This is a genomic window from Salinarimonas ramus (assembly GCF_014645695.1).
Classification (GTDB): Bacteria; Pseudomonadota; Alphaproteobacteria; order Rhizobiales; family Beijerinckiaceae; genus Salinarimonas; species Salinarimonas ramus.
This window is the reverse complement of the sequence record NZ_BMMF01000004.1, coordinates 106,535-132,982: the sequence shown is the minus strand read 5'-3', so window position 1 is coordinate 132,982 and position 26,448 is coordinate 106,535. Positions and strand designations below refer to the sequence as shown.

Annotated in this window: 23 protein-coding genes; 4 read left to right on the top strand and 19 right to left on the bottom strand. The window is 69.8% G+C overall.

Annotation, left to right across the window (positions count from 1 at the left end):
- The first annotated feature begins 41 nt into the window (after positions 1–41).
- Positions 42–1,385, top strand: a complete 1,344-nt coding sequence (amtB, locus tag IEX89_RS07325) for an ammonium transporter AmtB (protein WP_188911836.1) — start codon at positions 42–44, stop codon at positions 1,383–1,385.
- 181 nt (positions 1,386–1,566) lie between these two features.
- Here amtB and IEX89_RS07320 read toward each other — a convergent pair whose 3' ends face one another.
- The 4 genes from IEX89_RS07320 to IEX89_RS07305 form a co-directional block, all read right to left on the bottom strand.
- Complete coding sequence (locus IEX89_RS07320; RefSeq protein WP_188911235.1) at positions 1,567–2,244, bottom strand: L,D-transpeptidase; 678 nt, start codon at positions 2,242–2,244, stop codon at positions 1,567–1,569.
- Positions 2,245–2,390: 146 nt separating this feature from the next.
- The gene (gene serA / locus IEX89_RS07315; protein WP_188911233.1) at positions 2,391–3,638 is read right to left on the bottom strand and encodes a phosphoglycerate dehydrogenase; all 1,248 of its coding nucleotides are present in this window, start codon (positions 3,636–3,638) and stop codon (positions 2,391–2,393) included.
- A gap of 112 nt (positions 3,639–3,750) precedes the next feature.
- Positions 3,751–4,077 carry a type II toxin-antitoxin system RelE/ParE family toxin gene (locus IEX89_RS24755; protein WP_188911231.1) on the bottom strand — a complete coding sequence of 109 codons (327 nt, stop codon included), beginning with the start codon at positions 4,075–4,077 and terminating at the stop codon, positions 3,751–3,753.
- 9 nt (positions 4,078–4,086) lie between these two features.
- Entirely contained in the window at positions 4,087–4,338 is a 252-nt protein-coding gene (locus IEX89_RS07305; RefSeq protein ID WP_188911228.1) for a ribbon-helix-helix domain-containing protein, read from the bottom strand.
- Between the two features lie 158 nt (positions 4,339–4,496).
- Between IEX89_RS07305 and IEX89_RS07300 the strand changes: the two genes are divergently transcribed.
- The gene (locus IEX89_RS07300) at positions 4,497–4,904 is read left to right on the top strand and encodes a group II truncated hemoglobin (RefSeq protein WP_188911226.1); all 408 of its coding nucleotides are present in this window, start codon (positions 4,497–4,499) and stop codon (positions 4,902–4,904) included.
- Positions 4,905–4,933: 29 nt separating this feature from the next.
- Here IEX89_RS07300 and lepA read toward each other — a convergent pair whose 3' ends face one another.
- Both lepA and IEX89_RS07290 read right to left on the bottom strand, forming a co-directional pair.
- Positions 4,934–6,739, bottom strand: a complete 1,806-nt coding sequence (lepA, locus tag IEX89_RS07295; protein WP_188911224.1) for a translation elongation factor 4 — start codon at positions 6,737–6,739, stop codon at positions 4,934–4,936.
- Between the two features lie 128 nt (positions 6,740–6,867).
- Positions 6,868–8,313, bottom strand: a complete 1,446-nt coding sequence (locus IEX89_RS07290) for an NAD-dependent succinate-semialdehyde dehydrogenase (protein ID WP_188911222.1) — start codon at positions 8,311–8,313, stop codon at positions 6,868–6,870.
- A 177-nt stretch (positions 8,314–8,490) separates the two neighbouring features.
- Between IEX89_RS07290 and IEX89_RS07285 the strand changes: the two genes are divergently transcribed.
- A complete protein-coding gene (locus IEX89_RS07285) occupies positions 8,491–10,071 on the top strand; it encodes a phospholipase D-like domain-containing protein (RefSeq protein ID WP_188911220.1) in 1,581 nt (526 codons plus the stop codon).
- Here the strand turns inward: IEX89_RS07285 and IEX89_RS07280 are convergent.
- From IEX89_RS07280 to IEX89_RS07245, 7 genes are all read right to left on the bottom strand, one after another.
- Positions 10,030–11,055 (bottom strand): nickel/cobalt transporter, encoded by a 1,026-nt coding sequence (locus IEX89_RS07280; RefSeq protein ID WP_188911219.1) that lies wholly within the window; start codon positions 11,053–11,055, stop codon positions 10,030–10,032. The genes IEX89_RS07285 and IEX89_RS07280 overlap by 42 nt on opposite strands.
- Before the next feature lie 11 nt (positions 11,056–11,066).
- Complete coding sequence (locus tag IEX89_RS07275; RefSeq protein WP_188911218.1) at positions 11,067–11,723, bottom strand: DUF1007 family protein; 657 nt, start codon at positions 11,721–11,723, stop codon at positions 11,067–11,069.
- Between the two features lie 145 nt (positions 11,724–11,868).
- Positions 11,869–13,296, bottom strand: coding sequence for a glutamate synthase subunit beta (locus tag IEX89_RS07270; RefSeq protein ID WP_188911217.1), 1,428 nt, complete (start codon positions 13,294–13,296; stop codon positions 11,869–11,871).
- A gap of 55 nt (positions 13,297–13,351) precedes the next feature.
- Positions 13,352–13,549: a hypothetical protein gene (locus tag IEX89_RS07265; RefSeq protein WP_188911216.1), complete on the bottom strand. Its 198-nt coding sequence runs from the start codon at positions 13,547–13,549 to the stop codon at positions 13,352–13,354.
- Between the two features lie 14 nt (positions 13,550–13,563).
- The gene (locus tag IEX89_RS07260; protein ID WP_188911215.1) at positions 13,564–13,836 is read right to left on the bottom strand and encodes a BrnA antitoxin family protein; all 273 of its coding nucleotides are present in this window, start codon (positions 13,834–13,836) and stop codon (positions 13,564–13,566) included.
- Between the two features lie 169 nt (positions 13,837–14,005).
- Positions 14,006–18,706, bottom strand: a complete 4,701-nt coding sequence (gene gltB, locus IEX89_RS07250) for a glutamate synthase large subunit (RefSeq protein WP_188911214.1) — start codon at positions 18,704–18,706, stop codon at positions 14,006–14,008.
- Between the two features lie 497 nt (positions 18,707–19,203).
- Positions 19,204–19,611, bottom strand: coding sequence for a hypothetical protein (locus IEX89_RS07245; protein WP_188911213.1), 408 nt, complete (start codon positions 19,609–19,611; stop codon positions 19,204–19,206).
- Between the two features lie 184 nt (positions 19,612–19,795).
- Between IEX89_RS07245 and IEX89_RS07240 the strand changes: the two genes are divergently transcribed.
- On the top strand, positions 19,796–20,848 hold the full coding sequence (locus IEX89_RS07240; RefSeq protein ID WP_188911212.1) for a threonine aldolase family protein: 1,053 nt from the start codon (positions 19,796–19,798) through the stop codon (positions 20,846–20,848).
- 6 nt (positions 20,849–20,854) lie between these two features.
- Here IEX89_RS07240 and IEX89_RS07235 read toward each other — a convergent pair whose 3' ends face one another.
- The 6 genes from IEX89_RS07235 to rfbF are packed head-to-tail and all read right to left on the bottom strand — an operon-like array spanning position 20,855 to position 26,135.
- Positions 20,855–21,625: a cephalosporin hydroxylase family protein gene (locus IEX89_RS07235; protein WP_188911211.1), complete on the bottom strand. Its 771-nt coding sequence runs from the start codon at positions 21,623–21,625 to the stop codon at positions 20,855–20,857.
- Positions 21,622–22,572 (bottom strand): NAD-dependent epimerase/dehydratase family protein, encoded by a 951-nt coding sequence (locus IEX89_RS07230; RefSeq protein ID WP_188911210.1) that lies wholly within the window; start codon positions 22,570–22,572, stop codon positions 21,622–21,624. Before IEX89_RS07230 ends, IEX89_RS07235 begins: the two co-directional genes overlap by 4 nt.
- Complete coding sequence (gene rfbC, locus IEX89_RS07225; RefSeq protein WP_188911209.1) at positions 22,569–23,129, bottom strand: dTDP-4-dehydrorhamnose 3,5-epimerase; 561 nt, start codon at positions 23,127–23,129, stop codon at positions 22,569–22,571. Before rfbC ends, IEX89_RS07230 begins: the two co-directional genes overlap by 4 nt.
- The gene (locus IEX89_RS07220) at positions 23,129–24,373 is read right to left on the bottom strand and encodes a class I SAM-dependent methyltransferase (protein ID WP_210317591.1); all 1,245 of its coding nucleotides are present in this window, start codon (positions 24,371–24,373) and stop codon (positions 23,129–23,131) included. The genes rfbC and IEX89_RS07220 overlap by 1 nt, the downstream gene beginning before the upstream one ends.
- The gene (locus IEX89_RS07215) at positions 24,370–25,368 is read right to left on the bottom strand and encodes a GDP-mannose 4,6-dehydratase (protein WP_210317590.1); all 999 of its coding nucleotides are present in this window, start codon (positions 25,366–25,368) and stop codon (positions 24,370–24,372) included. The genes IEX89_RS07220 and IEX89_RS07215 overlap by 4 nt, the downstream gene beginning before the upstream one ends.
- On the bottom strand, positions 25,350–26,135 hold the full coding sequence (gene rfbF, locus IEX89_RS07210; protein WP_188911208.1) for a glucose-1-phosphate cytidylyltransferase: 786 nt from the start codon (positions 26,133–26,135) through the stop codon (positions 25,350–25,352). Before rfbF ends, IEX89_RS07215 begins: the two co-directional genes overlap by 19 nt.
- Positions 26,136–26,448 lie beyond the last annotated feature (313 nt).

The window sequence follows — 26,448 nt, the reverse complement described above, 5'->3', positions numbered from 1 at the left end:
TGCTCGCGTTCGACCATCCGATCGGAGGAGTTTTCCGAATGATGCCTTCCATCCTGACCAAGGCGGCCGCCTCCACTCTCGCGCTCGCCGTGCTCGCCACGGCCGCGGTCGCGCAGGACGCCGCCCCCGAGACCGCCGAGGCGGTCGAGTACGCGCTCGCCGGTGACACGGCCTTCGTCTTCAACACGCTGCTCTTCCTCATCGGCGGCTTCCTCGTCATGTGGATGGCCGCCGGCTTCGCCATGCTCGAGGCCGGCATGGTGCGCTCGAAGAACGTCTCCATGCAGTGCCTGAAGAACATCGGCCTCTACTCCATCGCCGGCCTGATGTTCTGGGTCGTCGGCTACAACCTCATGTACGACGGCGTCGACGGCGGCTTCCTCGGCTCCTTCACGCCCAAGGCCATCCCGGCGCCCGACGCCGAGGCGGCCGGCGACGGCTATGCCGCGGCCTCCGACTGGTTCTTCCAGATGGTGTTCTGCGCCACCACCGCCTCGATCGTGTCCGGCACCATCGCCGAGCGCACGAAGATGTGGCCGTTCTTCATCTTCGTCGCGATCCTCACCGGCATCATCTACCCGATCACCGGCTCCTGGCAGTGGGGCGGTGGCTGGCTCGCCGAGATGGGCTTCTCCGACTTCGCCGGCTCGACGCTGGTGCACTCGGTCGGCGGCTGGGCCGCGCTCGCGGGCGCCCTCATCATCGGCGCGCGTACGGACAAGTATTCCGCCGACGGCAAGGTGATGCCGCTGCCGGGCTCGTCCATGCCGCTCGCGACGCTGGGCACCTTCATCCTGTGGCTCGGCTGGTTCGGCTTCAACGGCGGCTCGCAGCTCGCCATGGGCACGATCGCGGACGCCTCCGCCGTCTCGAAGATCTTCATGAACACCAACCTCGCCGCCGCGGCGGGCGTGGTGGCCGCGATGATCCTCTGCCAGGTGGTCTACAAGAAGGTCGATCTGACGATCGCGCTCAACGGCGCTCTCGCCGGTCTCGTGTCGATCACGGCCGGCCCGCTCGACCCGTCGGTCCCGCTCGCCATCCTCATCGGTGCCGTCGGCGGTGCGATCGTGGTCTTCGCGGTGCCGCTCCTCGACAAGCTGAAGATCGACGACGTGGTCGGCGCGATCCCGGTCCACCTGCTGGCCGGCATCTGGGGCACGATGGTGGTTCCGCTCTCGACGGACGGCACGAGCTTCGTGACCCAGTTCATCGGCGTGGTCTCCATCGGCGCCTTCGCCTTCGTCGCCTCGGGAATCGTCTGGTACGTGCTCAAGATGGCCACCGGCCTGCGCGTCACCAAGGAGGAGGAGATGGCGGGCCTCGACAAGCTCGAGGTCGGCGTCGAGGCCTATCCCGAGTTCGCGGGCGCCGGTCGCATCTGACCCGGCATCGCTCATCTCGGACGACCTACGCAAGGACGCCGCGCCCCTCGGGGTGCGGCGTTCGCGTTCTCGGTGGGGGGCGAGCCGTCGTCGTCCGAGACAGCCACGAACGAAGAAGCCCCGGCGCGCGGCGCCGGGGCTTCTTCGTTCTATCTGGCGTGAGAGGGTGCGAGCCGCCCGCTCAGCCGCGGCGGACGATCACCCGGGCACCGACCGGCACGCGCTCGTAGAGGTCGACCACGTCCTCGTTGAGCATGCGCACGCAGCCCGAGGAGACCGCCTCGCCGATGGACCAGGGCTCGTTCGTGCCGTGGATGCGAAACAGCGTGTCGCGGTCGCCCTGGTAGAGGTAGAGCGCGCGGGCGCCGAGCGGGTTCTCGAGGCCGCCTTCCATGTAGGTCGGCAGGTCCGGGTTGATGCGCAGCATGTTGTCGGTCGGGCCCCAGCCGGGCCACACGCCCTTGCGGCCGACCCGCGCCGCGCCGCGCCAGGAGAAGCCGTTGCGGCCCACCCCGATGCCGTAGCGCATGGCCTTGCCGTCGCCCTCGACGAGGTAGAGGAAGCGATCGTCGATGTCGACGACGAGCGTGCCCGGCGCCTCGCCGCCCGTATATTCGACGCGCTGGCGCATCAGCTCGGGGCGCATCAGGGCGCGGTTCACGAGGGGGATGTCGTGGGGCTCGTCGTCCTTGTAGCCCGTGTACCAGGCCGCGGTCCCGTCCAGCGCGACCGACTGCGCGAGCACGGCGGGGGAAACCCAGGATCCGCGCGAGCCGTCGGCGCCGTCCGCGACCGTCGTGGCGTTGTTGCAGGCGGCGAGGGCGCCGATCGACGTGACGAGGAGAAGGCGCGCGAGCATGAGCGAGGACATCCGGTGAGGCCGACGAACGAGCGCTCGCAAGGGAATCGCGAGCCTCCGCATGGTTAACGAACGTGCTTAAGGATCGCTTACCGCACCGCAAGAGCGGGCTCCGGTGCGGACGGTTTTCCTGTCGGTCTGTGGCCTTATTGCCTCATGTAGAGGATGCGCGCGCGGATCGTCCCCTCGAGCGCACGGAGGTCCGCCAGGATCGCGCGGCTGTCGTCGGGCACCCCGTCGACCTCGACGACGACGTAGCCGATCTCGCCGTCCGTCTGCAGGTATTGTCCCGCGATGTTGATGCCGCGGTTCGAGAACACGCCGATCAGCCCCGAGAGGATGCCCGGCACGTTCTTGTGGACGTGGATGTAGCGGGTGCCCTGGGCGCGGCCGGGCAGCTGCGCCTGGGGGAAGTTCACCGCGCCCAGCGTGGCGCCCATGTCGGAATAATCGACGAGCTTGCGGGCCACCTCGACGCCGATGCGCTCCTGCGCCTCCATCGTCGAGCCGCCCACGTGCGGGGTGAGGATCACGTTGGGGATGCCCTGGAGCGGGCTCTCGAAGGGCTCGTTGTTGGAGCCCGGCTCCTTGGGGAACACGTCCACCGCCGCGCCGCGCAGGTGCCCATCCTTCAGCGCCGCGGCGAGCGCGTCGAGATCGACGACGGTGCCGCGGGAATTGTTGATGAGGTACGCGCCGGGCTTCATCGCGCGGATCTCGCGCTCGCCGATCATGCCCTCGGTCTCGGGCGTCTCGGGCACGTGCAGCGTCACCACGTCCGACTTGGCGAGGAGCTCCTGGAGCGTGTCCACGGGCTCGGTGTTGCCGTGGCGGAGCTTGTCGGTGCGGTCGTAGTACATCACGCGCATGCCGAAGCTCTCGGCCAGCGTCGAGAGCTGCGAGCCGATATTGCCGTAGCCCACGATGCCGAGGCACTTGCCGCGCACCTCGTGGCTGTCCGTCGCCGACTTGTCCCAGCCGCCCTCGTGCGCCGCGTTGGAGCACGGCACGATGCGACGCATGAGCATCACCACTTCCGCGAGCGTCAGCTCCGCCACCGAACGGGTATTCGAGAACGGCGCGTTGAAGATCGGGATGCCGCGCAGGCGCGCGGCGTCGAGGTCCACCTGGTTCGTGCCCACCGAGAAGCAGCCGACCGCGAGCAGCCGGTCCGCCGCCTCGAAGATCTCCTCCGTCAGCTGCGTGCGCGAGCGGATTCCGAGGATGTGGACGCCCTTGATCGCGTCCTTCAGCGCCGCGCCGTCGAGCGCCGTCTTGACCCGGGTGATCGAGACGTAGCCGGCCGCCTCCATGAGCGCGACCGCGCTGTCGTTCACGTTCTCGAGCAGCAGGATCTTGATCTTGTCCTTGGACAGGGAGAGGGGAGCGGTCATGGGGGCAATCTCCGGTCGGCGCTCGCGCCACGCGCCACGCCGCCCCCATGTCGCAGCCGCGCGCGGCGGAATCAAGCGGGGCGCGTGCATGGGGGGCTTGCGGCACGCGGCGTCAGGAGGTCGGTGGGAGGCGGGAGCGTACTGCGCGTGTCCAGTCGGATCCTGCGTAGGAAACGCCCACGATCAGGACGGTTCGGTCGACATCGTTCACGCGGAAGACGATCACGGCTCTACGGCCGGCCGGAATGGCACGGATGCCGTTCCGGACGTGGTTGCGGACGGAGCCTCGGTGCGGAAAGGTGGTCAGCTCGGCCGCCGCATCTTCGATCTCCGCTATGATCCTCGCCGCAGTCTCGGCAGACGAGCGCTTCGACACCCAGCCTTCGATGCGTGCAAGGTCACCGGGAACGGCTGGATGGTAGCGTAGGCGGTATGTCACGCGTGGCGATCAACGTGTACGCGGCGGGCGTCCGAAGACCTCGGCATGGTCGAGGTACTCGGATTCCGGAGTATCCAAACGAGCTCGAATTTCGTCGTCGAAACCCGCCAAAGCGAATTCCTGATCCGCATCGTCCGCGATCAGACGCTCGATGGCCTCGACCACGGCATCGTCCGTTGAAGCGAAAGCGCCGGATTCGATCTTGCGCTGCAGAAAAGCACGCTGCCGGTCAGGCAAGGTCACAGTCGTCTTCGCCGACATTCGCCTGGTCCTCCACGACCCTACTCTATGCAATCTCCCGCCCGCGCGCGAGTCCGCATCCGCGTCATCCCGAAGCGACGATCCGCCGCCTTCCGCGGCGCCGCCGCGCTCGGCATTCGGGAGAGGCCTATCCCAAGCAAGAAAAGCCGGACCCCGCAATGACCGCACCCGCTCCGCAGCCCCACGTGAAGACGCTCTACGACGCGATCGGCGGGGCGCCCGTGGTCGAGCGGCTCGCGGCGCGGTTCTACGCGCTCATGGACACGCTGCCGGAGGCGCGGGCCTGCCGGGAGATCCATCCCGAGACGCTGGAGCAATCCGAGGAGATGCTGCGGCTCTATCTCACCGGCTGGCTCGGCGGGCCGCCGGTCTATGTCGAGCGGCGCGGGCCGCCGATGCTGCGCCGGCGCCACCTGCACGCGCCGATCGGCACGGCCGAGATCGAGGGCTGGCTCGCCTGCTTCGAGCGCGCCTGGACGCAGAGCGTCGCGGATCGCGCGCTCGACGAGGTTCTGCTCCCGAAGGTGCGCGCCCTCGCCTGGCACATGCGCAATCGGGACGGCTGAGGGGCGGACGAGTCGAGCCGGCCCCGCGCTCAGTTGTCCATCTTGAGGGCGGCGATGAAGGCCTCCTGCGGGATCTCCACGCGGCCGAACTGGCGCATCTTCTTCTTGCCCTCCTTCTGCTTGTCGAGGAGCTTGCGCTTGCGCGAGACGTCGCCGCCGTAGCACTTGGCGGTCACGTCCTTCCTCAACGCGCGGATGGTCTCGCGGGCGATGATCTTGCCGCCGATGGCGGCCTGGATCGGGATCTGGAAGAGGTGCTGTGGGATCAGGTCCTTGAGCTTCTCGCACATGACGCGCCCGCGCGCCTCGGCGCGGGTGCGGTGGACGAGCATCGAGAGCGCGTCCACCGGCTCGGCGTTGACGAGGATCGACATCTTGACGAGGTCGCCCTCGCGATAGTCCGTGATCTGGTAGTCGAAGGAGGCGTAGCCCCGCGAGATCGACTTCAGCCGGTCGTAGAAGTCGAACACGACCTCGTTGAGCGGCAGGTCGTAGACGACCATGGCGCGCTTGCCGACGTAGTTGAGGTCGATCTGCACGCCGCGGCGGTCCTGGCAGAGCTTGAGCACCGCGCCGAGATGATCGTCGGGGGTGAGGATCGTGGCGCGGATCCACGGCTCCTCGATCGTCTCGATCTTCATCACGTCCGGCATGTCGGCCGGATTGTGCAGCTCGATCGTCTCGCCGTCGCGCAGGACGAGCTTGTAGACGACGGACGGGGCCGTGGAGATGAGGTCGAGGTTGAACTCGCGCTCGAGCCGCTCCTGGATGATCTCGAGATGGAGCAAGCCGAGGAAGCCGCAGCGGAAGCCGAAGCCCAGCGCCGCCGAGCTCTCCATCTCGTAGGAGAAGCTCGCATCGTTGAGCCGAAGCCGGCCCATGGCCGCGCGCAGGTCCTCGAAATCGGCCGCGTCCACCGGGAAGAGGCCGCAGAACACCACCGGCTGGGCCGGCTTGAAGCCCGGCAGCATCTGGGCGGTGGGGCGCTTCGTCTCGGTGATCGTGTCGCCGACGCGGGTGTCGGCCACTTCCTTGATGGCGGCGGTGATGAAGCCGACCTCGCCGGGCCCCAGCTCGTCGAGCTTCTGCATCTTGGGCCGGAACACCCCGATCGTGTCGACCTCGTATTCCGCGTCGGCGCCCATCATCTTGATGGCCATGCCCTTGCGCAGCACGCCGTCCATGACGCGTACGAGGACGATGACGCCGAGATAGGGGTCGTACCAGCTGTCCACCAGCATCGCCTTGAGCGGCGCCGCGCGGTCGCCCTTGGGCGGGGGCAGCCGCTTGACGATGGCCTCGAGCACGAGGTCGATGCCGATGCCGGTCTTGGCCGAGATCGGCACGGCGTCGGACGCGTCGAGCCCGATCACGTCCTCGATCTGCTCCTTGACCCGCTCGGGCTCGGCGGCGGGGAGGTCGATCTTGTTGAGGACGGGGACGATCTCGTGGTCGGCGTCGAGCGCCTGGTAGACGTTGGCGAGCGTCTGCGCCTCGACGCCCTGGGAGGCGTCGACGACGAGGAGCGAGCCCTCGCAGGCCTTGAGCGAGCGCGAGACCTCGTAGGCGAAGTCGACGTGCCCGGGCGTGTCCATCAGGTTGAGGATGTAGGTCTTGCCGTCCTGCGCCACGTATTCCAGCCGGACGGTCTGCGCCTTGATGGTGATGCCGCGCTCGCGCTCGATGTCCATCGAGTCGAGCATCTGCTCCTGCATCTCGCGCTCGGACACGGTGCCGGTCGCCTGGATCAGACGATCCGCCAGCGTCGACTTGCCGTGGTCGATATGCGCGACGATGGAGAAGTTGCGGATGTTGTCGAGGGTCTCGGTGGTCATGGGAATCCGGGCCGGGCGCGCTCTCGCGCGCGTGTCGCGATCGTCAAGGGGAGATAGCAGCGGCCGGGAGGTTCGCCAAGGGGAGGCGGGGACGCAGGGCGCCGAAGCGTTCCCGCGTCCCCGAGGGCTCAGAGCCCCTGCTGCGTCACGAACTTGGTGGTGACGTAGGCGTCGAGCCCCTCGATGCCGCCCTCCGAGCCGTAGCCCGAATCCTTCATGCCGCCGAAGGGCGTCTCCGGCAGGGCGACGCCGTGATGGTTGATCGAGACCATCCCGCTCTCGATGCGCGCGCCCAGCGCCGACGCGGTCTGCGCCGAATTCGTGTAGGCGTAGGCCGCGAGGCCGTAGGCGAGGCGGTTGGCCTCCGTGATCGCCTCGTCGTGGTCCTTGAAGCGGTTGATCGAGGCCACGGGCCCGAAGGGCTCCTCGTTCATGATGCGCGCGTCGAGCGGCACGTCGGTGAAGACGGTGGGCTCGTAGAAGAAGCCCTGGTTGCCGATGCGCTTGCCGCCGGTCTTGAGCGTGGCGCCCTTCTCGACGGCGTCGGCGACGAGGGTCTCCATCGCCTCGATGCGACGGGAATGAGCGAGGGGGCCCATCTTCGTCTTCGGGTCGAGGCCGTTGCCGACCTCGAGGTTCCTCGAGATGTCGACGAAGCCGTCGACGAAGCGGTCGTAGACCGCCTCGTGCACCAGGAAGCGCGTCGGCGCGATGCAGACCTGGCCGGCGTTGCGGTACTTGTTGGCGGAGAGCACCGAGAGCGCCTTGTCGATGTCGGCGTCCTCGAACACGATCGCGGGCGCGTGCCCGCCGAGCTCCATCGTCGCGCGCTTCATGTGCTGGCCGGCGAGCGCCGCCAGATGCTTGCCCACCGCCGTCGAGCCCGTGAAGGAGATCTTCCGGATCACGGGGGAGGGGATCAGGTATTCCGAGATCTCGGAGGGCACGCCGAAGACGAGCTGCAGCGCGTCGCCGGGCACGCCGGCGTCGAGGAAGCAGCGCACCATCTCCTGGCAGGAGGCCGGCGTGTCCTCCGGGCCCTTGAGGATCACCGAGCAGCCCACCGACAGCGCGGCCGCGACCTTGCGGATGGCCTGGTTGATGGGGAAGTTCCAGGGCGTGAAGGCGGCGACGGGGCCCACCGGCTCCTTGATCACGAGCTGGAGCACGTCGCCCGAGCGCGGCGGGATCACCCGGCCATAGTTCCGCCGGCCCTCCTCGGCGAGCCAGTCGCAGGTGTCGGCGGCGCCGTTCGTCTCGATGCGCGCCTCGTAGAGCGGCTTGCCCTGCTCGATCGTCATGATCGTCGCCACGGTCTCCGCGCGCTCGCGCAGGAGATCGGCGGCCTTGCGCAGGATCTTGTAGCGCTCGAAGGCGCCGACCTTGCGCCAGGCGGCGAAGCCGCGATCGGCGGCGGCGAGCGCCTCGTCGAGATCCGCGGTGGAGGCCTTGGGCAGCTCGCCGATGGTCTCGCCCGTCGCCGGGTTGATCACGGGCAGCGTCTCGCCGTCGGCGGCGGGGCGCCAGGCGCCGGCGATGTGGAGGGCGAGCTTCGGATAGGCGACGTCGGACATAGGGGGCGCTCCTTTTCGGCTCTCGTTCTGGTCCATCGGTCATCCCTAGCAAACGGGGAGGGCGGGCGCGAGGGGCGCCGCCGTGCAGGGGGGCACGGCGATCGTGCACGCGCGCGCGTCCCGGCTCGGGGTTCGCGGCCGACGGAACCGCCGCCCGGGCCGCCGCGTCGTCGAGGCATGAACGCTCCCGCTCCGCTTCTCGTCGCTCCCGGCGCGCTGCTGCGCCCCGGCGACACCGTCTGGCGAACGCCGCCCGCTGGGAGGGCGGCGCTCCTCCTCGACAACGCCGGCTACTTCGCCCTCGCCAAGCAGGCGATCCTGGAGGCCGAGCATCAGGTGATGTTGCTCGGCTGGGCCTTCGATCCGCGCACGCGGCTCGACCCGCGCAACGCGCGCGCCGGCGAGCCCGACGCCATCGGCGAGGTGCTGAACGCGGCGATCGCGCGCAATCCCGCCCTCGACGTGCGCCTGCACGTCTGGGACATGAACCTCGCCATCGCGGCGACGCGCGACCTCTTCCCCCAGCGCGCGCCGTTCTGGCTCGATCCGGCGATCCGCCTCGCGCTCGCGAACGACCTGCCGCTGGGCGCCTGCCATCACCAGAAGCTCCTCGTCGTCGACGACGCGCTCGCCTTCGTCTCCGGCGACGATTTCTCGCCCGATCGCTGGGACACCCGCGCCCATCGCGGCGCGAACCGCTTGCGTGCCGCCTCCACGGGTGCGGGCCACCCGCCGCATCACGGCGTCGCCATGCTGCTCGACGGCGAAGCGGCGGCGAGCCTCGGCGAATTCGCCCGTCGACGCTGGCACGCGGCGACGGGCGAGCGCGCGCCCGTACCGCTGGCGCCCGCCCGCGATCCATGGCCCGAGAGCGTCGTGCCCGATTTCGAGACCGTCCCCGTCGGCATCGCTCGCGCCGCGCCGCGCCATCACGGCCGGCCGGGCGTGCGGGAGGTCGAGCGGCTCACGCTGGAGGCGATCCGCTCGGCGCGGCGGCTGATCTATCTCGAGAACCAGTATTTCGCCGCGCCCGCCATCGGCGAGGCCATCGCACGGCGGCTCGCGGAGCCCGACGGGCCGGAGGTGATCGCCGTCCTCTCGCCGCACGCGCCGAGCTTCTTCGACCGCATGGTCATGGATTCCGCCCGCGACGCCCTCGTCGCGCACCTGAACGCCAACGACCCGTTCGATCGCTTCCGCGCCTTCGCCCCGCACGCGCCGGACGGGCGCCCGACCATCGTCCACGCCAAGCTCATGCTGATCGACGACCGGCTGATCCGCGTGGGCTCGGCCAATTTGAACAACCGCTCCTTCGGCTTCGACACGGAGCTCGACGTCGCCGTCGAGGCGCAGCCCGGCGCGGCGGGGGAGGGGACGCGCCACGCCGTCGACGGGCTCGCGGCGCGCCTCGTCGGGCATTTCATCGGGCGCGACGCCGGCATCGTCGCCGCGATGCGTCGCGAGCGAGGCGGGATGATCGGCGCCATCGAGGCGCTCGACGCACGCCGTCGCCTGCGCCGTCTCGCGCCCCGTGGCGCGGGGCCGCTCGGAAGCCTCACGGCCGCGCACCATCTGGGCGATCCGCCATCCGCTGCCGCCTCCTGGAAGCCTTGGCGCCGCAGGGCTGGCCCGGCGCGGCTCTCCGCGTGGCACTGGCTCGCCTTCGGTGCGCTGGCGACGCTCGCCGGCTATGGCATGGCGCGGGGGGGGCGAATCCTAGAGCGCCGCCACCTGCGCGACGCCGACGAGGAGCGCTAGGCCGACGACGAGGACGAAGGCGCCGGCCATCAGCTCGAGCGCGCCCAGGGCGAGGCTGCCGCCGAGGCCGCGTCCGCCGGCGAGGCCGAGCGCGAGGCGCTTCGCCACCACCGCGAGGGTGGCGACGAGCCCCGTCGTCAGCGCGGTGCCCAGCGCCATCGCGAAGGTCGCGGCGATGCCGGCCCAGGCGAGGCCCTGCGAGAGGGCGAAGACGAGGACGACGACCGCGCCCGCGCAGGGGCGCAGGCCCGCGGCGAGGACGATGCCCGCCTGCTCGCGCAGGCTCGTCATGCGTGAGAGCGTCGTCGGGTCGGGAAGATGCGCGCAGCCGTCCCCGCAGCCGGGAGCGGCGATCGGCCCGCCGCGCGAGGCGGCGACGAGCGCCGACAGCGCGCCTGCCTTTCGCCAGACGACGAGCGCGCCCATCACGGCGACCGCGGCGAAGCTCGCGATCTCGATCGCGCGCGTCGCCGCGTCCATCTCCCGCGCCGTCGCGGAAAGGAGGAGGCTCGCGCCCAGCACGAGCACGATGGCGACGAGGGCCTGAAGCAGCGCCGCCGCGAGCGAGAGGGTGAAGCCCTTGGCCAGCGCGCGGCCGTCCGCGACGAGATAGGCCGCGATCACCGCCTTGCCGTGCCCTGGCCCGGCGGCGTGGAACACGCCGTAGGCGAAGCCCAGCCCGACGAGGGCGGGGAGGGCGGCGCCGCTCTCCTTCAGCGCCGCGACGCTGCCGCGTAGCGCGTCGTAGAAGGCCGATTGCAGCGCCGCGAGCCGCGCGCCGATGCCGCCGAGCGCGGGTGCGGCCTCGCGCACGCCGACGCCGAAGGGCACCGGGCGCGGCGGCGGGGGAGGGGGCAGGAAGAGGTGGACGAGGAGCGCGCCGAGCCCGGCGACGAGGATCACCGCGCCGAGCGCGAGGGCGATCCGCGCCCATTGGCGCGGGCGCGGCGCGGTCTCGACGAAGGCGGGGCTCTGCGCGTCCATCGGCTGAGGCCTCACGGGCAGGCGACGAGGGCGCGGTTGACGATCTCGACGCCCAGCGTGTCCGGCGCCGTCATCGCCTCGAAGAACGCTTCCGACAGGTTCTGGAACTGGTCGAGCCGCACCTCGGTGGCGCGGGCCACGTCGATGGCGCAGCCCTCCGGCCCGCCGGCCAGCGCGACCGCGTCGTCGCTCTCGTCCATGCGGAAGGAGACGAAGAAGGTCGGATCGTAGACTTCGAGCACGAGCGCCGCCTCGGCCTCCGCCGGCGTCTCGAGCGGCAGCGTGAAGTGCAGCGTCGCGTGCGCGCCGTCGTGGGTGAGGCGATAGTCGACCGGAGGCGCGAAGATTTGGCCCGCGCCGTCGGCCTTCAGGTAGGTGAAATACTCGAAGTCGGCGAGGGAGGTGGCGTTGAGCTCCGCGAGCTCCGCCAGCTCCTCGGAGGAATAGGCGCCGTCGCCGTTCGCATCGAGGCCCTGGACCAGGAAGGACGTGTAGCCTTCGTCGAAGGTCCAGGCGTGGCGCAGCGCCGAGACGCGGCCCGCGCTGTCGAAGGCGATGTCCGTCTTGGTCGTCACCCACACGTGGGGGTGCGCCGCAGCCGGCTGGGCGAGCGCCAGCGTCGCCGCGAGGGCGGCGAGTGCGGGATAGACGAGTCGGCGGGGCGGCATCGGCAAGAGGAGACGTCCTTCTGGCGCGCGTCCGCAGGCTGGGGGCGGCATGGTTAACGAAGGCTGAAGACGGGCGATCGCGCGCCCGTCCTCCCGCATTCGCCCTGCACGCCAAATCCGGCGAAAGCCGGGCGTGCCGTTCCGCTCATCGCGGCAGCGTGGACGCGCCCGTCAGGAACTCGTCGATGGAGCGGGCGGCCTGGCGGCCTTCGCGGATCGCCCACACGACGAGGGACTGACCGCGGCGCATGTCGCCGGCCACGAACAGCTTCTCGCTGGAGGTGCGGTAATCGCGATCGTCGGCCATGACGTTGCCGCGCCGGTCGAGCGCCACCTGCGTCTCCGCGAGCAGCCCCTCCTTCACCGGGCCGGCGAAGCCGATGGCGAGGAAGACGAGGTCGGCCTTGATGACGAACTCGGTGCCGGGGATCGGCTGGCGCGTCTCGTCGACGCGCGCGCACCGCACGCCCGTCACCTTCCCCTTCTTGCCCTCGATGGCGAGCGTCGCCGCCTGGAACTCGCGCTCGGCGCCCTCGGCCTGCGAGGAGGAGGTGCGGAACTTCGTCGGCCAATAGGGCCACACCGTCAGCTTGTCCTCGATCATCGGGGGCTTGGGGCGGATGTCGAGCTGCGTCACCGCGAGCGCACCCTGGCGGAAGGAGGTGCCCACGCAGTCCGACGCCGTGTCGCCGCCGCCGATGACGACGACGTGCTTGCCGGCCGCCGTGACCTGCTCGACCTCCTCGGGGATGCCCTCGTCGTTCACCCGCTGGTTGGACTGGGTGAGGAAGGGCATGGCGTAGTGCACGCCGTCGAGGTCCTGGCCCGGCAGCTGCGGATCGCGCGGGTTCTCCGCGCCGCCGGCCATCAGGACGGCGTCGAACTCGTTGTGCAGCGAGGCGAAGGAGCGCGTCTTGCCGATCTCGACGTTGCAATGGAAGACCACGCCCTCGGCCTCCATCTGCTTCACGCGCCGCTCGATGTGGTACTTCTCCATCTTGAAGTCCGGGATGCCGTAGCGCAGCAGCCCGCCGGGCTTCGCCTGGCGCTCGAAGACGTGCACCTCGTGCCCCACGCGGGCGAGCTGCTGGGCGGCGGCGAGGCCGGCCGGCCCCGAGCCGATGATCGCCACGCGCTTGCCGGTGAGCGTCTTGGGCGGCTCGGGCTTGATCCAGCCCATGTCCCAGGCCTTGTCTGCGATGGCCTGCTCGATCGTCTTGATGGCGACGGGCTGGTTCTCGAGGTTGAGCGTGCAGGCCTCCTCGCAGGGCGCGGGGCAGATGCGGCCCGTGAATTCCGGGAAGTTGTTGGTGGAATGGAGGTTCCTCGCGGCCTCCTCCCAGTCGCCCTGGTAGACGAGGTCGTTCCAGTCGGGGATCTGGTTGTGCACCGGGCAGCCGGACGGCCCGTGGCAGAACGGGATGCCGCAATCCATGCAGCGCGCCGCCTGCTTCTTCAGGTCGCCCTCGTCGAGGGGGAGCGTGAACTCCTTGAAGTGCCGGATGCGATCGCCCGCGAGCTCGTACTTCTGCTCCTGGCGGTCGTACTCGAGAAAGCCCGTGACCTTACCCATCGTTTCGTCCTCGTCACCCGCGCGATCGGCGCCCCCGGCCACGCTCTTCGTTTCCTCACACCCGCTCGGGATGCGTCTCGTCGTCGTTCGCCCGGCGCCCGCGCCGGATCAGGCGGTCGCCTTCGTAGAGATCGGCGCGTTCGAAGAACGCGTCGTCCAGCTCTGGAACCTCGGCGTACTCTTCCGCCGTGATCTCGTGCGCATCGATCCGGGCGAGGTCGCTCCGGATCGGGCGCGCCTCCTCAGCGCTCATGTGGACGGCTCCGCTCAGACCCGCTCGGGATGTTCCGCGATGTATTGCTTGAGCGCGGCATCGATGCGCGTCTGCCAGCCGGGACCGGATGCCTTGAAGCGCTCGATCACGTCCGGCGACAGGCGGATGTTGATCGGCACTTTCGGTGCCTCCGACTTCGGCCGCCCGCGTCTGATGAGGCGATCACCCTCGTAAACGTCGGCACGCTCGAACATCTCGTCGGTCCATTCCGGCGAGTCGTCCGGGTCAATCCAGGTGCCGCCGGACTCTTTGCCTTTCTCGATCATTCGCGTACCTCATCGAAATGATCCGCCGCCCTTCGGTCCTGGACGTCCAGACGAGCGCGACGACGCGCTCGTCCAGGATGCCGAAGGTGATGCGTCCGCAATCAATTCGCTGGTTCTCAGCCGATCCGCGTAGATTATTTGTATCCACGCTTATTCGCCGTCAAGTCCCTCACTCCGCGGCGGCCGGCATTCGCGCCCGCTCCATCTCCCGGAGCGCCCGGCGGTACTCCACCGGCATGACCTTCACGAACTTCGTCCGGTACGTCGCCCAATCGGCGAGGATCGCCTCGGCGCGGGCGGAGCCCGTGTACTGGAAGTGGTTCGTGATGAGCTGCATCAGGCGCTCCTCGTCCTTGCCGGACATGTTCGCCATCACGTCGATACGGCCCTTGGTCTCCAGGTCCCCGCCGTGGTGGTGGAGGCGGCGCATGAGGTCCTCCTCCTCCTCCACGGGCTCCAGGTCGACCATGGAGAGGTTGCAGCGCTTGCCGAAATCGCCCGCCTCGTCGAGCACGTAGGCGATGCCGCCCGACATGCCGGCCGCGAAGTTGCGCCCGGTCTGGCCGATGACGACGACGACGCCGCCGGTCATGTACTCGCAGCCGTGGTCGCCCACGCCCTCGACCACCGCCACCGCGCCCGAGTTGCGCACCGCGAAGCGCTCGCCGGCGACGCCGCGGAAATAGCACTCGCCGGAGATCGCGCCGTAGAGCACCGTGTTGCCGACGATCATCGAGCGCTCGGGCACCGCCTTGGTCTCGGCCGCCGGCTTGATGATCAGCTTGCCGCCGGACAGGCCCTTGCCGACGTAGTCGTTGGCCTCGCCCTCGAGCTCGAGGGTGACGCCGCAGGCGACCCAGGCGCCGAAGCTCTGGCCGGCGGTGCCCTTCAGGCGAACGGTGATCGTGTCGTCGGGCAGCCCCTCGTGGCCGTAGCGCTTGGCGACCTCGCCCGAGAGCATGGCGCCCACCGTGCGATCGACGTTCTTGACCGACGCCTCGATCGTCACCGCCTCGCCGCCGGCCAGCGCCGGCTCGGCCTTCGCGATCAGCGTGCGATCGAGCACCTCGGCGATCGGGTGGACCTGACGCTCCACATGGCGGATGGCGACGCCCTCGCCGGCATCGACCTTGGTCAGCATGCGGGTGAAGTCGATGCCGCGCGCCTTCCAATGCGCGACACCCTCGCGCTTGCAGAGCAGGTCGGTCTGGCCGACGACCTCCTCCAGCGAGCGGAAGCCCATGGCGGCGAGGTGCTCGCGCACCTCCTCCGCGACGAAGAAGAAGTAGTTGACCACGTGCTCGGGCAGGCCCTTGAAGCGCTTGCGCAGCACCGGGTCCTGCGTCGCGACGCCGACGGGGCAGGTGTTGAGGTGGCACTTGCGCATCATGATGCAGCCCGCCGCGATCAGCGGCGCCGTCGAGAAGCCGAACTCGTCGGCTCCGAGCAGCGCGCCGACGATGACGTCGCGCCCCGTACGCAGGCCGCCGTCGACCTGCAGAGCCACGCGCCCGCGCAGGCGGTTCATGACGAGGGTCTGATGCGTCTCGGCGAGACCCATCTCCCAGGGCGAGCCCGCGTGCTTGATCGAGGTGAGCGGGGACGCGCCCGTACCGCCCTCGAAGCCCGAGATCGTGATGTGGTCCGCGCGCGCCTTGGCGACGCCCGCGGCCACCGTGCCCACGCCCACCTCCGAGACGAGCTTCACAGACACGTCCGCCGCCGGGTTGACGTTCTTGAGGTCGAAGATCAGCTGCGCCAGATCCTCGATCGAGTAGATGTCGTGGTGCGGCGGCGGCGAGATCAGGCCGACCCCCGGCGTCGAGTGCCGGACCTTGGCGATCTTGGCGTCGACCTTGTGGCCGGGCAGCTGGCCGCCCTCGCCGGGCTTGGCGCCCTGCGCCACCTTGATCTGCATCATGTCGGAATTGACGAGGTATTCCGTCGTCACGCCGAAGCGGCCGGACGCGACCTGCTTGATGGCCGAGCGCTTCGAGCGCCCGTCCGCCAGCGGCTGGTAGCGCTCGGGCTCCTCGCCGCCCTCGCCGGTGTTCGACTTGCCGCCGAGCTCGTTCATGGCGAGCGCCAGCGTCTCGTGCGCCTCCTTCGAGATCGAGCCGTAGGACATGGCGCCGGTGGAGAAGCGCTTGACGATCTCGACCGCCGGCTCGACCTCGTCGAGCGGCACCGGCGCGCGCCCGGTCTCGGCGGCGTCCTTGATGTGCAGGAGGCCGCGCACCGTGGTGAAGGCGTTCTCCTGCTCGTTCACGAGGCGCGCGTATTCGCGATAGCGCTCGTCCGCCTTCAGGCGAACCGCGTGCTGCAGCGTCGCCACCGTGTCCGGGTTCCAGGCGTGCGTCTCGCCGCGCAGGCGGAAGGCGTACTCGCCGCCCACGGCCAGGCTGTCGCGGTAGATCGGCGCGTCGCCGAAGGCGTCCTCGTGGCGCGACACCGCTTCGCGCGCGACCTCGGGCAGGCCCACGCCCTCGATCGTCGTCGCCGTGCCGAAGAAGTACTTCGCCACGAAGGCGGAGGAGAGGCCCACCGCGTCGAAGATCTGCGCGCCGCAATAGGACTGGTAAGTCGAGATGCCCATCTTCGACATGACCTTGAGCAGGCCCTTGTCGATCGCCTTGATGTAGCGCTGCACGACCTCGGTGGAATCCACCTCCGCCGGCATCTCGTCCATCATGGCGGCCAGCGTGTCGAAGGCGAGATAGGGGTTGATCGCCTCCGCGCCGTAGCCGGCGAGACAGGCGAAATGGTGCACCTCGCGCGCCTCGCCGGTCTCCACCACGAGGCCGACGGAGGTGCGCAGCCCCTTGCGGATGAGGTAGACGTGCACCGCCGCCGTCGCGAGCAGCGCCGGGATCGGGATGCGATCGGGGCCCACCTGCCTGTCGGACAGGATGATGATGTTGTAGCCGCCACGAACGGCCGCCTCGGCGCGGTCGCACAGGCGCTCGAGAGCGCCCTCCATGCCCTGCGCGCCCTGCTCGGCCGGATAGGTGATGTCGAGCGTCTTCGTGTCGAAGCGGTCCTCGAAATGGCCGATGCAGCGGATCTTCTCGAGGTCCTGGTTCGTCAGGATCGGCTGGCGCACCTCGAGGCGCTTGCGCCGCGCGGTGCCCTCGAGGTCGAGGATGTTCGGACGCGGCCCGATGAAGGACACGAGGCTCATGACGAGCTCCTCGCGGATCGGATCGATCGGCGGGTTCGTCACCTGGGCGAAGTTCTGCTTGAAATAGCTGTAGAGCAGCTTCGACTTGTCGGAGAGAGCCGAGATCGGCGTGTCCGCACCCATCGAGCCCACCGCCTCCTGGCCGGTGACGGCCATGGGCTGCATGAGGAGCTTGAGGTCTTCTTGCGTGTAGCCGAAAGCCTGCTGACGGTCGAGCAGAGACACGTCCGTGCGCGACTGGCGCGGCTGGACGGGGTTGAGGTCCTCGAGCACGATCTGGGTGTGCTCGAGCCAATCGCGATAGGGGTTGGCGGTAGCGAGCTCGCGCTTGATCTCCTCGTCGGCGACGATTCGGCCCTCCTCGAGGTCGATGAGCAGCATGCGTCCGGGCTGCAGGCGCCACTTCTCGACGATCTTCTCCTCGGGGATCGGCAGCACGCCCATCTCGGAGGCGAGCACGACGAGATCGTCCTCGGTGACGAGGTAACGCGCCGGGCGAAGCCCGTTGCGGTCGAGCGTCGCGCCGATCTGGCGGCCGTCCGTGAAGGCGATGGCCGCGGGGCCGTCCCACGGCTCCATCAGGGCGGCGTGGTACTCGTAGAAGACGCGCCGGTCCTCGTCCATGAGCGGGTTGCCCGCCCAGGCCTCGGGGATGAGCATCATCATGGCGTGCGCGAGCGAGTAGCCGCCCTGCACCAGGAACTCGAGCGCGTTGTCGAAGCAGGCCGTGTCGGACTGGCCCTCGTAGGAGATCGGCCAGAGCTTGGAGATGTCGTTGCCGAACAGCTCCGAATCGACGCTCGCCTGGCGCGCCGCCATCCAGTTGACGTTGCCGCGCAGCGTGTTGATCTCGCCGTTGTGGGCGACCATCCGGTAGGGGTGCGCGAGCTGCCAGGTCGGGAAGGTGTTCGTCGCGAAGCGCTGGTGGACGAGCGCGAGCGCGCTCTCGAAGCGCGGGTCGACGAGGTCCTTGAAATAGGCGCCGAGCTGCGTGACCAGCACCATGCCCTTGTAGACGATGGTGCGCGAGGACATGCTCACCGGGTAATAGCCGGCGCAGCGCTTGTCCTCGAGCGCGTAGACCGCGTTCGAGATCACCTTGCGCGCCAAGAACAGCCGGCGCTCGAAGGCGGCCTCGTCCTCTTCCTTGGTCTTGCCGACGAAGACCTGCCGGTGCAGCGGCTCCGTCTGCTTCACCGTCTCGGACAGATCGGAGGGATCGACGGGAACCTCGCGCCAGCCGAGCAGCGCCAGGCCCTCGTCGTGGATCGCCCGCTCGACGATCTCGCGGACGATCTCGTAGCCTTCCGGATCGCGCGGCATGAACAGCATGCCGACGCCGTACTCGCCGGGCTCCGGCAGCCAGATGCCGAGCTTGGCGCACTCGCCGGCGAAGAAGCGATGCGGAATCTGGGTCAGCATGCCGCAGCCGTCGCCCATCTTCGGATCGGCGCCGACGGCGCCGCGATGGTCGAGATTGCGCAGGATGTCGAGGCCCATCTCGACGATGGCGTGCGTACGGCGGTTCTTCATGTCGGCGACGAAGCCGACGCCGCACGAATCCTTCTCGTGACGCGGATCGTAGAGGCCCTGCGGAGCCGGCAGGCCCGGATCGCGGACGACACGCCACAAATCCGCCTGTGACGGATCGGCCTTGGCAGGCGTGCCGCTACCGGTCGCAGTGTTCATGCTCGTCATCGCTCGATCCTCGCTCGGACCGGGGCCCTCGACGCCCCGTCGCCGCACTCCGCCATACGGCGGAAACCTGCCGCCCGGATCGCTCGCGAAGCCGGGCGTGCCGCTCGTTCAAGGAGGTACGGAAGCCGGGGGAGGGGGCGCCCGCACCTCAGGCGGGCGTCCGGCGGCTGGGTTTCAGCCGCGGCGCGCCCGCATCGCCCGCGTCGTCGCGCGGGCGGTGGGTTTCGGATCTCGGTCGCGCGTGGCGCGGGCGTTCATCGTCTCTCTCGCCTTCGAGAAGTGTTGCCTACGAGATCGGGTGACGGCATCGGCCGCCGGCGATGGGACAGCCTTGCTGTCCTAGTTGCGCCGGACGTTGCCAGATTTCGCCCCGCCGCACAAGTGCATTTTGGAGGCGTTCGAGAACGATCGTTGCCGAGGGGAGGCGCGACGGCGCAACAATCGACCAATTATCGAGGGCAGCCTTCGCTTAGGTTGCGACGGCGGCGTCAGGCCGCATACGGCGTCCGCTGCCGCGCGCGCTCGATCATGTCGCGCAGGCGCACGTCGATAGGCTCGTCGGCGAACAGCTTCTTGCTGAAGAACCTCGGTCGCTTGCCGCCGACGGTGATCAGCCCGGTGGTTCGGGAACGCTCTCCGATCTCGACCGAGCCGAGCTCGTCGAGCGGGATCGTCCAAAGGATTTTCGGGGAGGCCTCGTTCGTGTGGTCGACGACGAGATGCAGCGCACCACCGGCTGCGACGAACCAGCTCTGCTGCTTCTCGGTGGAGAAGAACAGCAGAGCGTGGAGGGGGCCACGGCTTTCCTTTGCCTGGGCCACGTGCCGCTTGATCTCGTCCGGCGTCGCGAACTCACGCTCAACGACGAAGAAATCCGTCAAACGAAGGTTCAGCATCACGCTTCCTCGCGTCTTTCCTCGGCTTTCGATTTCGACATCGGTGCGACCACTCGTTTGGGTTACACCTAAGGTTTAGGCTTTGCAATGAGGTGAGGAACTCCGCGCACCGGCATAAGGTCCTCGGCGACCTTGACGCGCGCTCCGCCACCCTGTCCGGTGCGGGCGTGGAGGAGATCCGTTCATGAATTTCGCCAGCGACAACATCGTCGGCGCGAGCCGGCCCGTGCTGGACGCGCTCGTCGCCGCCAACGAGGGGGCGGAGGGGGCCTACGGCACCGATCGCGCGACCAAGGCCGCGATCGAGCGGCTCGGCGCGCTGTTCGAACGCGACTGCGCGATCCAGCTCGTGGCGACCGGCACGGCGGCGAACGCCCTCGCGCTCTCGGCTCTCGTCCCGCCCTATGGCGCGGCCCTGTGCCACGTCGAGGCGCACGTGATGGAGGACGAGTGCGGCGCGCCCGAGTTCTTCGCCGGCGGCATGAAGCTCCTCGGGCTCCCGGGCGCCGGCGGCAAGATCGCGCCGCGCACGCTGGCCGACTACCTCGCCGCCCTGCCGCGCCACGAGAAGCAGATGCCGCCGCGCGCGCTGACGCTCTCGCAGGCGACCGAGTACGGCCTCGTCTACACGCCCTCCGAGATCGCGGCGCTCTGCGAGGTCGCCCACGAGGCGGGGCTCAAGGTGCACATGGACGGCGCGCGCTTCGCCAACGCGCTCGTGTCGCTGAACGTCACGCCCGCCGAGATGACCTGGAAGCTCGGCATCGACGTCCTCACCTTCGGCGCGACGAAGAACGGCTGCCTCGCGGCGGAAGCCGTGATCTTCTTCGATCCCGCGCTCGCGGAGGCGATGCCGTACTTGCGCAAGCGCTCGGGCCACACGCTCTCCAAGGGGCGGCTGCTCGGCGCGCAGCTCGAGGGCTATCTCGGAAACGACCATTGGCTCGACAACGCCCGCCACGCCAACGCCATGGCGGCGCGGCTGGCGGAGGGCGTCGCGGCGCTGCCCGGCGCGCGGCTCGCGGTGCCGCGCGAGGCGAACGAGGTCTTCCCCGTCCTTCCCCGTGAGACCGTGGAGCGCCTGCGCGCGGCGGGCGCCGTCTTCCATCCCTGGTCGGAGCGCTCGCTCCCGGAGGGCGAGCGGATCGCGCCGCACGAGATGCTGGTGCGCCTCGTCGCCTCCTTCGCGACCACCGAGGCGCAGATCGAGGCTTTCCTGCAGGCCGCGAAAGGCTGAGCCGCGTCAGCCGACCCGCTTCAGCCAGGCGCTCGGCCAGGCCGTGATCGGGCGGTCGAGGTCGCTCTCGTTGAAGCGCCAGGCCGGCGGCGCCAGCGCGAAGTCCGCGCGGCGCGCGGCGAACTCCTCGGCGGCCGCCGCGGGGTTGTCGTGCGTCCAGTCGGGCTTGCCGCGGGGCGTGTCCGCCACCTCGCGCATGATGCCGTCGGTGGCGACGATGTAGCTCCCCGGCGTCACGAGCGAGGCGTAGGCCTCGAGCTCGCGGGCGACGTGGGCCTTGGTGTGGTTCGAATCGAGAATGACGAGCACGCTCTCCCCGGGGCGGATCAGCGCGCGCACGGCGTCGACGATCTCGGGCGCGGCCGAATCGCCCTCGACCAGCGCGATCATGGGGGCCAGCGGATGCGCCTCGATGGCGGCGCGGTTGTGCGGGCGCACCTCGATGTCGACGCCCACGACGAGCCGCCCGAAGCCCATGGCCTTCATCAGCCCCGCCGAGAACACGAGCGACCCGCCATGGGCGACGCCGGTCTCGACGATGACGTCCGGACGCAGCGCGCAGATCGCCTCCTGCGTGCGCACCATGTCCTCGGGATGCTGGATGATGGGCCGGTCGAGCCAGGTGAAGGTGTAGGGGTACTTGGCGTTCCAGCTCGTGCGCAGCCAGACGTCCGAGATCAGCTCGAATGCCTCCTTGCCCCACAGGTCGAGGGTGCGCGTGCCCTCGGGGCCATCCGCGACGAGGCTTCGCGCATCGGTGTCGATGGTGATCTTCATGGGCGGGCCTCCTCCGGCTCCGTCTGTTCGTGCCGCATGCGCGACGCGAGGGCGGCGATGGTGCGCGCGAGCCCCTCGTCGAGCGGGATCGCCGGGCGAAAGCCGACCTCCCTTGTGAGCCGCTCCACCGCGGCGACCATGCTGTCGGGATCGTGGGGCGGGCGGGGGCGCGCGCCGAAGGCGACGCGCTCGCCGCCTCCGGTGAGGGCGGATATGCGCGCGATCACGTCGCGCAGGGAGACCGCCTCGCCGGAGCCGACGTTCACCGGCCCCTCGACGCCGCCGTCCACGAGCGCCGCGATCGCCTCCGCAACGTCCTCGACATGGAGGAAGTCGCGCAGCTGCGTGCCCTGCGTGGTCTCGACGGGACGCCCCGCGAGGAGCGCGCGCGCCACCGACCCGACGAGCTTGCCCTCCGGCTCGTCGGCGCCGTAGGGCGTGAAGACGCGCGCCCAGGCGAAGGAGACGCCGTGCGCCATCGCGGCGGCCGTGCCCGCATGGAAGAGCGCGGCCTTCGCCGCGCCGTAGAGCGTCGCGGGGCGAAGGGGCGTCGTCGCCTCGTCGAGCCGCTCGGCGCCGGCCTCGTATTCCGCGCACGTGCCGAGGCCGACGGCGCGCTCGCCGCCGGCGGCGCCGAAGGCGTCGAGGAGAGCGATGCCGCCCTCGAGCCAGGCGAGGTTCGCCGGGTCCGCCCAGAAGCGGCCGGGTGTCGTCGTCCAGGCGGCGTGGACGAGCGCGTTGGGCCGCACCCGCGCGATCAGCGCGCGGGCGGAGGCGGCGTCGGTCAGGTCCGCGCGCTCCATCGCGGCGATTCCGGGGACCTCCGCCGGTACGGCGCGGGCGGTCGTGCCCACGACCCGCCAGCCGCGGGCGGCGAGGCGCGCGGCCAGCGGGCGGCCGATGAAGCCCGTGGCACCGGTGAGGAGGAGCGTTCCGCGCGCGCTCACGGGAAGGCGTCCTCGTCGTCGAAGGCGCCCGGCACGAGCAGCGGCCACGCCTCGTCGCTCTCGGAGAGGATCGGGGTGCGGATCGGCCACTCGATGGCGAGCATCGGATCGTCCCAGCGCAGCCCCGCGCCCGCGCCGGGCACGTAAGGCGTCGTCATCTGGTAGAGGATCTCGGTCTCGTCCACGAGCGTGACGAAGCCGTGGGCGAAGCCCTTCGGCACGTAGAGCGCCGCCCGCGAGGCCGCGTCGAGCGGCTGCGCATGCCAGCGCCAGCGCGTCGGCGAGCGCGGGCGCATGTCGACGATCACGTCGAGGATCGCGCCCGCGGTGACGCGCACGAGCTTGTCCTCCGCATGCGGCGCGCGCTGGAAATGCAGGCCGCGCAACGTGCCCGCGCGCGCGTTGAAGGAGACGCTCGCCTGGACGAAGTCGGCGTCGAGCCCGTGCGCGGCGAACGCCTCGCGATCCACGGTGCGCGCGAAGAAGCCGCGGGGGTCGGCGATGGGCTCGGGCTCGATCAGGAAGGCTCCGGCGAGCGGCGTCTCGGAAAAGCGCATCAGACGATCCGCACCTCCGGCACCGGGACGACGAAGCGCCCGCCGGCGTCGCGATAGGCCGCCTGCTGCGCCATGATCTCCTCGGCGAAATTCCAGGTGAGGAGCAGCGTGTAGTCGGGCATCGCCTCTAAAAGGCGCTCCGGCGGCACGATGGGCAGCTTCGTGCCAGGCCCGTGCAGGCCCTGCTTGGCGGGGGAGCGGTCGGCGATGAAGTCGAGCACGTCCGCGCCCAGGCCGGCATGGTTCAGGAGCGTCGCGCCCTTGGCGGAGGCGCCGTAGGCGGCGATGCGCGCGCCGCCGGCCTTGAGGTCGCGCAGCGTCTTCGAAAGCGTGGCGGCGAGACGCTCGACCCGCGCCGCGAAGCCGGAATGGTACGGCTCTTCCGTCATGCCGAGCCGGCGCTCCTCCTCCAGGAGATCCCGCGCGGCCGGGCTCGGCAGGGCGCCCTCGTGCGCCGCGACGGCGCGCAGGGTGCCGCCGTGGAAAGGCGTGTGCTCGACGTCCGCGAGGACGAGGCCGTGGCGGGCGAAGAGCGCGGCGAGCGCGCTCGCGGAGAAGTAGCACAGGTGCTCGTGGTAGATCGTGTCGAACTCGCACTTCTCGATGAAGTCGCGGGCGTAGGGCACCTCGATGACGCACACGCCGTCTGGCTTCAGGAGCCGCTTCATGCCGGCGACGACGCCGTTGAGGTCCGGCACGTGCGCGAGGACGTTGTTGGCGTGGATCACGTCGGCCGCGATCCCCTCCGCCGCGAGCGCGTCCGCCAGGTCGCGCCCGAAGAAGGCGACGCGGGTGGGCACGCCCTTCGCGATCGCCGCCTTCGCCACGTTCTGCGCAGGGTCGATGCCGAGCACGGGTACGCCGAGCGCCTGATAGCCCTGGAGCAGGTAGCCGTCGTTCGACGCGATCTCGACGACCTGCGAGCCGGGCCCGAGGCCGCGCGCCTCGACGAGCCGCGCCGCGAGCGCCCGCGCCGCCGCGGTGAAGCTCTCCGACACCGACGAGAAGTACGGATAGTCCGAGAACATCAGGTCGGGACGCACCGACACGGTGAGCTGGAGGAGCGTGCAGTCTAGGCAGAAGACGAGCTCCAGCGGGAAGCGCGGCTCGGGCTCCTCCAGGCGATCTGGCGCGACGAGGGCGTTGGCGAGCGGCGTCTCGCCCAGCGACAGGACGGGCGCGAGATGCGTGCCGCCGCAGGAGCGGCAGCCCGTGATGCGCGTCATGGCGGGCGCGTCACTCATCGGGCGAGCCTCTCGCGGTACCAGGCGATGGTGCGGTCGAGCCCCTCCTCGAGCCCGTAGCGCGGCGCCCAGCCGAGCTCGGCGCGGGCGCGCGACGCGTCGAGATATTGCTCGGCGATCTCGTGCGTCGCCTCGCCGAGCACGATCGGCTCGAGGTCGCTCCCCATCCGCGCGAGGACGAGGTCGACGAGGGCGCGCGCCGAGAGGGGGATCTCGGTGGAGAAGTTGAAGGCGCGCCCGGCGAGCGCGCGGTTCTCCGCGAGGCGCTCGGTGAGCGTCATGTACGCTTCCACCGCGTCGCCGACATAGATGTAGTCGCGCACCAGCGTGCCGTCCGAGCGGATGACCGGGCGCTCGCCCGCGAGCACGGAGCGGATCGTGCCGGGCACGATGCGGCTCCAGTTCAGGTCGCCCCCGCCGAAGAAATTGCCGCAGCGGGTGATGGCGACGGGCGTGCCGTAGGTGGCGGCATAGGATTGCGCGATGAGATCCGCGCAGGATTTCGACGCGTCGTAGGGGTAGAGCCCCGCGAGCGGCGTCTCCTCCGTGTAGGGCAGCACGGCCGCCTGGCCGTAGGCCTTGTCGGAGGAGGCGAGCACGAACTCGCTCACCTTGGGCGAGCGCCGCGCCGCCTCGAGCAGACGCCAGGTGCCCGCGACGTTGGTCTCGAAGGTGGAGACCGGGTTGCGGTTGGCGATGGGCACGATGGTCTGCGCCGCGAGGTGGACGACGCTCGCGATCTCGTGCTCGCCGAGGATGCGCTCCATCGCCGCCTGGTCGCACACGTCCCCGCGAACGAGGGTGACGGCGCCCGCCCATTCTTCCGAGAGAAGCGGGCTTCCCGGCACCCAGTCCCGCACCAGCGCGACCACGTCGCAGCCCAGCGACACGAGCTCGCGGGTGAGGTGCGAGCCGACGAGCCCCGTGGCGCCCGTGACGAGCACGCGGCGGTCGCGCCAGAAGCGTTCGCGCGGGCTCATTCCCAGATCCGCCACGGCGCGTCTCCCGTCTCCCACATGTCGTTCAGGATGCGCCGGTCGCGCAGCGTGTCCATGCACTGCCAATAGCCTTCGTGGCGATAGGCCATCAGCGCGCGCTCGCGCGAGAGCGGCTCCAGCACGTCGCCTTCGAGCGCGGAATCGTCGCCCGGGATGCGATCGAGGATCTCGGGCTCCAGCACCATGAAGCCGCCGTTGATCCAGCCCTCGCCGATCTGCGGCTTCTCGATGAACTCGCGGATCTCGCCGTTCTCGCCGAAATCGAGCCCGCCGAAGCGTGCGGGCGGGCGCACCGCGGTGATGGTGCCGAGCCGGCCGTGGGCGCGGTGATAGGCGAGGAGCGCGTTGAGGTCGATGTTCGACACGCCGTCGCCGTAGGTGAGCATGAAGGGCTCGTCGCCCAGGAAGTCCTTGAGCCGCTTCAGGCGCCCGGCGGTGAGCGTCTCGCGGCCCGTCTCCATGAGATGCACGCGCCAGCTCTCGCGCAGGCTCCCGGGATCGCCGGCGTGGGGGCGCAGGTCCCCGCCGGCGAGATCGATCGTCAGCGAGCCGCGCAGCCGGCCGTAATCGTAGAAGAAGCGCTTGATCACGTCGCCCTTGTAGCCGAGCGCCACGACGAATTCGTCGAAGCCCTGAGCGGCGTAGATCTTCATGATGTGCCACAGGATCGGCATGCCGCCGATCTCCACCATGGGCTTTGGGACGTTCACCGTCTCCTCGGAGAGGCGCGTGCCGAGACCGCCGGCGAGTATCACGACCTTCACGACGCACCTCCGGGCCGCGATGCGCGGGGACGCCGGGCGAGGGCGAATCGCGCGCTTTCCTGTCGCAGCATAACGGTGCCGGCGCGCGCGGCCAAACCCGGCGATCGGGCTCATCGTGACGGGGCGGGGCACGAGGAAACTGCCGAGCTTGGATAACCTATGTAAGTAGATGGAACTGGTTCCATCCGCATGAAGATAAATCGAAGCAAATAATCGTGATCGAGCCTGTAACATACGTGCAGCTTGACAATAAGCTTCCCGTAGCTGATGCATGGAAGCAACAGCATCTTCAGCGCTTTCCGCGTTATGGTGG

Coding starts and splice junctions, on each gene's coding strand:
- amtB (WP_188911836.1), top strand. CDS start 42: ATGCCTTCCATCCTGACCAAGGCGGCCGCCTCCACTCTCGCGCTCGCC.
- IEX89_RS07320 (WP_188911235.1), bottom strand. CDS start 2,244: ATGCTCGCGCGCCTTCTCCTCGTCACGTCGATCGGCGCCCTCGCCGCC.
- serA (WP_188911233.1), bottom strand. CDS start 3,638: ATGACCGCTCCCCTCTCCCTGTCCAAGGACAAGATCAAGATCCTGCTG.
- IEX89_RS07305 (WP_188911228.1), bottom strand. CDS start 4,338: ATGTCGGCGAAGACGACTGTGACCTTGCCTGACCGGCAGCGTGCTTTT.
- IEX89_RS07300 (WP_188911226.1), top strand. CDS start 4,497: ATGACCGCACCCGCTCCGCAGCCCCACGTGAAGACGCTCTACGACGCG.
- lepA (WP_188911224.1), bottom strand. CDS start 6,739: ATGACCACCGAGACCCTCGACAACATCCGCAACTTCTCCATCGTCGCG.
- IEX89_RS07290 (WP_188911222.1), bottom strand. CDS start 8,313: ATGTCCGACGTCGCCTATCCGAAGCTCGCCCTCCACATCGCCGGCGCC.
- IEX89_RS07285 (WP_188911220.1), top strand. CDS start 8,491: ATGAACGCTCCCGCTCCGCTTCTCGTCGCTCCCGGCGCGCTGCTGCGC.
- IEX89_RS07280 (WP_188911219.1), bottom strand. CDS start 11,055: ATGGACGCGCAGAGCCCCGCCTTCGTCGAGACCGCGCCGCGCCCGCGC.
- IEX89_RS07275 (WP_188911218.1), bottom strand. CDS start 11,723: ATGCCGCCCCGCCGACTCGTCTATCCCGCACTCGCCGCCCTCGCGGCG.
- IEX89_RS07270 (WP_188911217.1), bottom strand. CDS start 13,296: ATGGGTAAGGTCACGGGCTTTCTCGAGTACGACCGCCAGGAGCAGAAG.
- IEX89_RS07265 (WP_188911216.1), bottom strand. CDS start 13,549: ATGAGCGCTGAGGAGGCGCGCCCGATCCGGAGCGACCTCGCCCGGATC.
- IEX89_RS07260 (WP_188911215.1), bottom strand. CDS start 13,836: ATGATCGAGAAAGGCAAAGAGTCCGGCGGCACCTGGATTGACCCGGAC.
- gltB (WP_188911214.1), bottom strand. CDS start 18,706: ATGAACACTGCGACCGGTAGCGGCACGCCTGCCAAGGCCGATCCGTCA.
- IEX89_RS07245 (WP_188911213.1), bottom strand. CDS start 19,611: ATGCTGAACCTTCGTTTGACGGATTTCTTCGTCGTTGAGCGTGAGTTC.
- IEX89_RS07240 (WP_188911212.1), top strand. CDS start 19,796: ATGAATTTCGCCAGCGACAACATCGTCGGCGCGAGCCGGCCCGTGCTG.
- IEX89_RS07235 (WP_188911211.1), bottom strand. CDS start 21,625: ATGAAGATCACCATCGACACCGATGCGCGAAGCCTCGTCGCGGATGGC.
- rfbC (WP_188911209.1), bottom strand. CDS start 23,129: ATGCGCTTTTCCGAGACGCCGCTCGCCGGAGCCTTCCTGATCGAGCCC.
- IEX89_RS07220 (WP_210317591.1), bottom strand. CDS start 24,373: ATGAGTGACGCGCCCGCCATGACGCGCATCACGGGCTGCCGCTCCTGC.